The 4,680-nt window shown below is 34.9% G+C and carries 7 protein-coding genes and 1 pseudogene; 4 read left to right on the top strand and 4 right to left on the bottom strand.

What is annotated here, in order from left to right:
• Positions 1-95: 95 nt before the first annotated feature.
• From GSY74_RS10460 to GSY74_RS10445, 4 genes are all read left to right on the top strand, one after another.
• Positions 96-551: a hypothetical protein gene (locus GSY74_RS10460; protein WP_164665053.1), complete on the top strand. Its 456-nt coding sequence runs from the start codon at positions 96-98 to the stop codon at positions 549-551.
• Between the two features lie 10 nt (positions 552-561).
• Positions 562-1,062, top strand: a complete 501-nt coding sequence (locus tag GSY74_RS10455) for a hypothetical protein (RefSeq protein WP_164665051.1) — start codon at positions 562-564, stop codon at positions 1,060-1,062.
• 113 nt (positions 1,063-1,175) lie between these two features.
• Positions 1,176-1,538: a hypothetical protein gene (locus GSY74_RS10450; protein ID WP_164665049.1), complete on the top strand. Its 363-nt coding sequence runs from the start codon at positions 1,176-1,178 to the stop codon at positions 1,536-1,538.
• Complete coding sequence (locus GSY74_RS10445) at positions 1,528-2,265, top strand: hypothetical protein (RefSeq protein ID WP_164665047.1); 738 nt, start codon at positions 1,528-1,530, stop codon at positions 2,263-2,265. The genes GSY74_RS10450 and GSY74_RS10445 overlap by 11 nt, the downstream gene beginning before the upstream one ends.
• On the opposite strand, the gene GSY74_RS10440 is transcribed toward GSY74_RS10445, so the two are convergent.
• The 4 genes and pseudogenes from GSY74_RS10440 to GSY74_RS10425 form a co-directional block, all read right to left on the bottom strand.
• The gene (locus tag GSY74_RS10440; RefSeq protein ID WP_164665045.1) at positions 2,262-3,674 is read right to left on the bottom strand and encodes a sensor histidine kinase; all 1,413 of its coding nucleotides are present in this window, start codon (positions 3,672-3,674) and stop codon (positions 2,262-2,264) included. The genes GSY74_RS10445 and GSY74_RS10440 overlap by 4 nt on opposite strands.
• A complete protein-coding gene (locus GSY74_RS11075) occupies positions 3,667-3,954 on the bottom strand; it encodes a transcriptional regulator (protein ID WP_370518800.1) in 288 nt (95 codons plus the stop codon). The genes GSY74_RS10440 and GSY74_RS11075 overlap by 8 nt, the downstream gene beginning before the upstream one ends.
• Positions 3,955-4,005: 51 nt before the next feature.
• A pseudogene (locus tag GSY74_RS11070) lies at positions 4,006-4,338 on the bottom strand (response regulator transcription factor); the annotation flags it as partial.
• Positions 4,339-4,367: 29 nt separating this feature from the next.
• A partial coding sequence (locus GSY74_RS10425; protein WP_188108719.1) for a PD-(D/E)XK nuclease domain-containing protein occupies positions 4,368-4,680 on the bottom strand: 313 nt, incomplete at its 5' end.

Below are 4,680 nucleotides of genomic sequence, written 5' to 3'. Positions count from 1 at the left end.
TTTTGGGGTTTGGGTTAGGTGGAGGGTATGAAATGACGGGGTGATTTGTCTAAAGTGTAGTTATGTTATTATAATATAAAATTAGGAGATTATTTATGAGATATAAGAATTTGACACTTTTATCTATCTTAATATTAATAGGATGTGGGATTCAAATCCCTGATAAAATCAGTATAGAGATACCAGAGGTCTTAAATCCAACAAAAGATGAGTCAAACAGCACCAAGCAAGAGAAAGATAGAGTAGAGGGTCAAGCGAGTGGTTATCGTTCTGTTAAACAGTATATATCAAAACTACTTGAAATTGTTGATGAGATGAAATCAAATCTCTTTTTGGGCAATAAGATAATAGCAGATGTTGAGAAGAGGTGTCAGAAGATACCCACAGATGAGGTCTGTACTATTCCTGCTGGAACGCTCTCTTTTACGCTTGATGAGCAGGTTATCAAACAGCTGGAACTACTGGGAGACTCCTATTTATGGGAGAGAGATATTCACAGTTTAATTGGCAAAAGAGTCTTTTTTGGACATGAAGGTAAACTTCATCAATGAGGCTCCTTTGATGAGTGAATTTTTAATTGGAAAATTCATTGAACATATTAAACTATCAGACAGCGGGGCAATGATGAATATATATAGCTTTACGCAGAGACTCAATAGCCAAGCAGAGGAGTTTAATGATGAGCGTGTGTTCTTTTTTGATAGCAGTGGAGATGCCCTATCCGAAGATGAGTACTGTAGCACTGTCGATATAGGGTGTCCATTGGGTGATGAGAGTAACAACTCTATAGTGAAGCTTAAAATCATAGGTAAAAATCTATCAGAGGGGAAATATTTCCTACTGCCCCCTGAACAAAAGAGCTCAAATCTAACCATGGCAGAGTTGCTAAAATATCAAGTGGGTGAGTTTACCCTCTTTAGACATGCCAGACAGGGTGTTCTTTATGATACGAGCTATAGTGATAGTTTAGATAGGCTACAAGTCTATACAGGGATTGATATTGGGGGTGTCTCTTCTGAGGTGTTGGGAGAGGGAGAGAGACCTGTTTTGGGGATTAAGTAGGAGGGTGCATTTATGCCCACCAAAAAGGAATCTCATATATTTAATCGGTTGGCTCTTCAACTTTATACTACAATGATATGCTATAATTATTCAAACCCAACAAGGAGTCTATTATGCAAACCATTCAATTTAAAATTGATAACACTTATCTCAACTTTGTAGAAACGCTACTCAATAGTCTAACCATTGGAATAAAAGATTTATCAAAAATAGATGAAGAGACAAAATATAATGATAACTATTTCAAATCTAAAGAGGATGAATATATTTTTTATTTGCTAGAACTTAATGGGGAGATGCAACAAAAAAAATTAAATATAGAGCGAATACTCTATAAGGATAGAACAAAAGCTACAAAGTGGAGAGATGATATTATACAAATCATTGACCCAGATAAAAGTAGTCATCCAAAGGTAACTCAATCTGCCAAAGTTTTGAATAAAATCTATGAAGAGATGATTAAAAATGCCAAATAGGAGTCAACTCGTTCCAATATTTAACTCATCACACTCTATTGACTATGACTTAGAGTTTAATCTACCTACTGGATTAGATAAGCCTTCAGCACAAAGAACATTAAATGCATGGGAAGAGGGAACACTGGTTGATGGCATTGGTCAAGTATGGATTATATCTGATTTCTTAGCACAGATTTGGCGAACAGATGCCTCTACAGCAAGTTTTTTTGTAGGTAGTATATTATCTCATGATAAGGCTAATTTTGGAGGTAATAATTGTATTAAATATTCAGCTGTCATCTATAGACTCAATGAAATCATACAGAGTCCAACATCACATAAGCGTAGAGAATACCTTAGAGTATCTGAAAATATTGGTAAAGCAGTAAGAGACTCTGACCCCGTGGAAGTTATACGGTTGAAGTATAGAGAATTTATAGAAGAGACTAAAAAGAAGTTAAAACAACAAAAAATAAAACAATACAATATATCTTTTGATGAACTTACAGATGAACCTATAAACAATGCTTCCTCGGAATTTCATCATATTCGACGACAATCTATCTATCCAAATATGATTAGTCTCTTATGGAATGGTCTTATTATCAATCAAGAGACGCATCGTATTATCACTCAGCACAGTATATCCGATGAGTATGATTTAAAAGATATTTGTAAAGAGAGAGGTTGGAATCTTAACTGGTTTCATGATTATCAAGAAAATTTAGAACGATATGGGTTTTAAAACAAAACAATAAAACGCGTACACTCCCCATAAGTCTCTACGCATATCTCTCCACCTAACTCTTTCTCCACAATCATCTTGACAAGGTAGAGTCCAATCCCATCACTATCCTCTTTGGTACTGAAATATGGCTCAAAGATTTTAGAGAGATATTTTCGCTCAATTCCCCCTGCATTATCCGTAATGATAATAGTTGATTTATCGATGACAATCTCTATCTGTGGCTCTTTAACTTTTCTTGATACCAGAGCATCTTTTGCATTGTTGATGATATTTAAAATCACCTGCACAAACTCATTTTGATTGCCATATAGAGTGAAATTCTCTTTTTTATCAATTTTTAGAGTTATTTCATGCAGTTCCAATGAGCTATTTAAGATGGATTGAGCTTGTTTACACGCATCATAAATATCAAATTGAGTTTTCATTTTAGAGGGGTTGTAAAAGTTTCTAAAATCCTCTATAGTACTAGACATATATTGTAGTTCCAGATTTAATTGTTCTACAATACCCAATCCTCTTTTACTCTCTTTTAGCTCTTTTTTGATATTCATGAGTCCAAATGATAAAAAGTTCAGAGGTTGTCGCCACTGGTGGGCGATAATGGAAATCATCTCACCCATACTTGCTAGTCTGGATTGTTGTAAAAGCAGTGTTTGTTGCAGTTTTCTGTTATCTTCTAGGAGTTTGAATTTATAAGCGATGGCTAGAGAGAGTATAACAGACTCCAAAGCTACAGCGATATGAAAAAATGGAAAAGAGATACCTGTAATCTCAACAAACCCTATATATTCTACAATGACGACAGAAAGCACCATAGACCAACCCATAATGACAAGCTTAAATGCTACATCTATCTTTTTTGTCAGACGAAGAGCTTCACTCAACACCAACCATATGGGGATAAATATAGGGATAAATTTTGTAATGACAGCATGTGAAAATATTAGAGTCAAAAATAGGTCAACGACACTAAGAACCAAAATCAGTTTAATCAAACGGTCAAGTTTCTCAATCTGATAATGTCTGAAAAATGCTTCCAAAAATAGTATGGAAAAAAAGAGCATAAAAATCTGTGATATATCAAAGAGCATCAAACTTTTTAGTCCAAACATCTCATCAAAAGGTGCGATAAAGAGTGAGTCGAGATTCATCAAAAAAAAGAGTGCAGAGAGTTGTGCCAATGCATAGTAGAGATGTGGAGTTTTTCGGATATATAGATAGAGAGAGAGATTGTAAAGAGTAGCTGAGAGTATAACCCTAAAGCTCATAGCAACTATAAAAAAAGGCATATTTTCATAGTGATAGATAGTACCTGTATAGGTTGGGAAATAGTGTTTGTGGTAGAATAGAGCAACGGTTAAGTAGACAAAGATAAGGGATAATTTTATCTTTAGTGAACTACTCATAGAGTTTTATTTTGTATCCTATTTTTGAGACATTTTCTATGGTCTCTTTGTTGATGATGGTTCGTATGCTATTAACCAAAGAGCGAATGGCTGCAGAACTCATCGCTTTTTCTATCCAAATATAGTTTTCTATCTCTTGATAGGAGACGGCACGATTTTTATTTGTAATTAGAATATCAAGTAGTTTGGTTTGAGATACGGTGAGCTTTATGATGTTTTTATCAAAAATTAGCGTGTGGTTATAGGTATCATATTGGTGTTGTGAACTTAGGCGTATCACTGTGGGGCAACGAGACTCTATCTTCTTAAAAGAGAGTTCAAGTGTTTCTAACAGCGTCTCCTCAGCAATCGGTTTGACCAGATATTTGACCAAGTTTAACTCTACTGCTTTTAACAAATACTCGGTCGTTGTATATGCTGTGGTAATCAAGATAGGCATGGTATCATCATGCTCTCTAATCTTCTAGGCAAACTCCAAACCATTCATCTTTGGCATCTGAATATCAGTGATAATAATATCAGGCTGTTTATCATAATAGATAGCCAATGCCTCCTCTCCATCACTCGCTTCATATATAACTGAAAAATGCTCTTGGAGATACTCTACAACCATATTACGGATACGGAGTTCATCTTCGACATAGAGAAGGGTGTATTTGGGCATGTTTTTTCCTTTGGTTAATCTATCCATATTTAACTATCCACCTCCACAAACTCCACCCCATTTTTTGAGCCAATCAACAGATAACTTCTAAGTTTGGGGATAGCTTTTATCTTGTCAAGTTCCAAATACCCTTTAACCTGTTTTATCCCCTCTTTTTTTATATAACTGTAACTATCTTTATCTTTTTTCCACTTAAGCTCAAATAGATAGTTATTGGGAACCCTCTCATCTCTACCTGTGAGGATAATATCAGGATATTTTTTGTTTTTTTCAGGTTGTGAATCTATAAAATAGAACTCTGCAAAACTAAATAGGGAGAGAGCAATAATCTGAAAATATTTC

The organism is Sulfurovum sp. bin170 (genome assembly GCF_010892395.1).
Taxonomy (GTDB): domain Bacteria; phylum Campylobacterota; class Campylobacteria; order Campylobacterales; family Sulfurovaceae; genus UBA1140.
Note: the sequence above shows the minus strand (reverse complement) of the source record. Positions and strands in the feature narration are given on the sequence as shown.

Bases quoted from the DNA above. Each gene is read 5' to 3' on its own strand.
- GSY74_RS10460 (WP_164665053.1), top strand. From the start codon at position 96: ATGAGATATAAGAATTTGACACTTTTATCTATCTTAATATTAATAGGA.
- GSY74_RS10455 (WP_164665051.1), top strand. From the start codon at position 562: ATGAGTGAATTTTTAATTGGAAAATTCATTGAACATATTAAACTATCA.
- GSY74_RS10450 (WP_164665049.1), top strand. From the start codon at position 1,176: ATGCAAACCATTCAATTTAAAATTGATAACACTTATCTCAACTTTGTA.
- GSY74_RS10445 (WP_164665047.1), top strand. From the start codon at position 1,528: ATGCCAAATAGGAGTCAACTCGTTCCAATATTTAACTCATCACACTCT.
- GSY74_RS10440 (WP_164665045.1), bottom strand. From the start codon at position 3,674: ATGAGTAGTTCACTAAAGATAAAATTATCCCTTATCTTTGTCTACTTA.